We start from the raw sequence: 3,094 nt of genomic DNA on the forward strand, positions 1-3,094 counted from the left end.
CCTCCCGACGTTCCGGGAGGGGCCTGCCGCGTCGGGTGCGGGAGGGTCAGCAGCCGAGGAGGCGGCCGCCGAGGTAGGACTCGATCTGGTCGAGCGAGACCCGCTCCTGCTTCATGGTGTCGCGCTCGCGCACGGTCACCGCGTTGTCGTCCAGGGTGTCGAAGTCGACGGTGACGCAGAACGGGGTGCCGATCTCGTCCTGGCGGCGGTAGCGGCGGCCGATGGCGCCGGCGTCGTCGAACTCGATGTTCCAGTGCCTGCGCAGGGCCTCGGCGAGGCCGCGCGCCTTCGGCGACAGCTTCTCGTTGCGCGACAGCGGCAGCACCGCGACCTTGACCGGCGCCAGCCGCGGGTCGAGCCGCATCACGGTGCGCTTCTCCAGCTTGCCCTTGGCGTTGGGCGCCTCGTCCTCGACGTAGGCGTCCAGCATGAAGGCGAGCATCGCCCGGCCGACACCGGCCGCAGGCTCGATGACGTAGGGGGTCCAGCGCTCGCCGGCCTCCTGGTCGAAGTAGGAGAGGTCCTGGCCGGACGCCTTGGAGTGCGAGCTGAGGTCGTAGTCGGTGCGGTTGGCGACGCCCTCCAGCTCACCCCACTCGCTGCCGCCGAAGCTGAAGCGGTACTCGATGTCCGCGGTGCGCTTGGAGTAGTGGGACAGCTTCTCCTTGGGGTGGTCGTACCAGCGGATGTTGGACTCCTGGATGCCGAGGTCCCGGTACCAGTTCCAGCGCTGCTCCATCCAGTACTCGTGCCACTGCTCGTCCTCGCCCGGCTTGACGAAGAACTCCATCTCCATCTGCTCGAACTCGCGGGTGCGGAAGATGAAGTTGCCGGGGGTGATCTCGTTGCGGAAGGACTTGCCCATCTGGGCGATGCCGAACGGCGGCTTCTTCCGCGAGGTCTGCTGCACGGAGCTGAAGTTGGTGAAGATGCCCTGCGCGGTCTCCGGACGGAGGTACGCCACCGAGCCGGAGTCCTGCGTGGGGCCCAGGTGGGTGGAGAGCAGGCCGGAGAACTGCTTGGGCTCGGTGAAGGCGCCCTTGTTGCCGCAGTGCGGGCAGTTGATGTCGGCCATGCCGTTCTCCGGCGGGCGGCCGTGCTTGGCCTCGTAGGCCTCTTCGAGGTGGTCCGCCCGGAACCGCTTGTGACAGGAGGTGCACTCGGTCAGCGGGTCGGTGAACGTGGCGACGTGCCCGGACGCCTGCCAGACCTCGGGCGCCAGGATCACGGAGGAGTCGATGCCGACCACGTCCTCGCGGGAGGTGACCATCGCGCGCCACCACTGCCGCTTGATGTTCTCCTTCAGCTCGACGCCCAGCGGTCCGTAGTCCCATGCGGCCCGCTGGCCGCCGTAGATCTCACTGCAGGGATAGACGAAGCCACGGCGCTTGCTGAGGCTGACGATGGTCTCGATCTTGTCGGCGGCCACGGTGCTCTCTTCATTACGACGACGGAATACCTCAGATTACCGGCGAGTGAGGGCCCCGGATCAAATCGGTTGGACAGGAGCCCACTTCATCGGGTGAGTTGACAATCGTTTCCATTTGGCCTGAAAATGACTGTCATGAACGCTCGACGCCGTCCCCTCATAGCCAGCACCGCTCTCGCCGGGGCCACCGCCCTGGGCATGCTCACCCTCTCGGCGTGCGGGGAGGGCGGGGCCGACGCCGCCGACGACGGCCGACTTGAGGTCGTGGCGTCCTTCTACCCCATGGAGTTCCTGGCCGAGGAGATCGGCGGCGACCGGGTCTCGGTCAGCACGCTCACCGAGCCCGGTGTGGAGCCGCACGACCTCGAACTGAGCCCGCGGCAGTCGGCCGGTCTCGGCGACGCCGACGTGCTCGTCTACCTCAAGGGCCTCCAGCCCGCGGTGGACGAGGCGATCGAGCAGGCCGGGGTGGAGCACGTCGCCGAGGCCGGGACCTTCACCGAGCTGGCGCACGGCGACGGCACGGAGACGCAGACCGTCCGCGACCACCCCGACGACGCACACGACCACGGCGACGAGCCCACCGACGACGCGCACGACCACGGCGACGAGCACGCGGAGGAGAAGCCCGCCGAGGACGGCCACGACCATGGCGACGAGCACGCCGAGGAGAAGCCCGCCGAGGACGGCCACGCGGAGGAGGAGCCCGCCGAGGACGGCCACGGCCACGGCCACGACGAGAGCGACCACGACCACGGGGGCGAGGACCCGCACGTCTGGCTCGACCCGGTGAAGTACGCCGAGGTCGCCAAGGGTGTCGGCAAGACCCTGGAGAAGGCCGACCCCGACCACGCCGCCGACTACCGCAAGAACACCGACGACCTGGTGAAGCGGCTGGGCACCCTGGACAAGGACTTCTCCGCCGGACTGGAGAACGCCCGCTCCCGGACCTTCATCACCACCCACGCGGCCTTCGGCCACCTCGCCTCCCGCTACGACCTCGACCAGGAGGGCATCGCCGGTCTCGACCCCGAGTCCGAGCCCAGCGCCGCCCGAATGAAGGAACTGCACACCACCGCCGAGCAGGAGAAGGTCACCACCGTCTTCTTCGAGACCATCGCCAGCGACAAGACGGCCAAGACCCTCGCCGGTGACCTCGACCTCAAGACGGCCGTGCTCGACCCGCTGGAGGGCATCACCGACAAGTCCCCCGGCGAGGACTACTTCGAGGTGATGCGCGCCAACCTCACCGCCCTGCAGAAGGCGCTCGGCGCCGCGTGAGTTCCCGCCCGCGCTCAGCGCCGCCCCTGATCCCGTCGCCGCGGCTCGCGCCCGGCACCAGTGGAGGAGGCCTGATGAGCACTCCGGAACCCGTCATAGCCCTGCGCGGCGCGACCGCCGCGCTCGGCGCCCAGCCCGTGCTGCGCGGGATCGACCTGACCGTCGGCCGCGGCGAAGTGGTGGCGCTGCTCGGTTCCAACGGCTCGGGCAAGTCCACCACCGTCCGCGCCGTCGTCGGCCAGGTCCCGCTCGACAGCGGTGAGCTGGAACTGTTCGGCACGCCGCTGCGCCGCTTCCGCGACTGGCGCCGCATCGGCTACGTGCCGCAGCGCTCCACCGCGGCCGCCGGGGTGCCGGCCACCGTTCGCGAGGTGGTCTCCACCG

Annotated in this window: 3 protein-coding genes; 2 read left to right on the forward strand and 1 reads right to left on the reverse strand. The window is 69.6% G+C overall.

The window, feature by feature from the left end:
- Positions 1–46: 46 nt before the first annotated feature.
- Entirely contained in the window at positions 47–1,429 is a 1,383-nt protein-coding gene (locus tag ACYVE9_RS20755; RefSeq protein WP_461029399.1) for a glycine--tRNA ligase, read from the reverse strand.
- Positions 1,430–1,564: 135 nt separating this feature from the next.
- Here ACYVE9_RS20755 and ACYVE9_RS20760 point away from each other — a divergent pair, with 135 nt between their 5' ends.
- Complete coding sequence (locus ACYVE9_RS20760; protein ID WP_461029400.1) at positions 1,565–2,710, forward strand: metal ABC transporter substrate-binding protein; 1,146 nt, start codon at positions 1,565–1,567, stop codon at positions 2,708–2,710.
- A gap of 74 nt (positions 2,711–2,784) precedes the next feature.
- Positions 2,785–3,094, forward strand: a 310-nt coding sequence (locus ACYVE9_RS20765; RefSeq protein ID WP_461029401.1) for an ATP-binding cassette domain-containing protein, incomplete at its 3' end; no start/stop codon positions are given.

It is taken from the genome of Streptomyces sparsus, assembly GCF_054776295.1.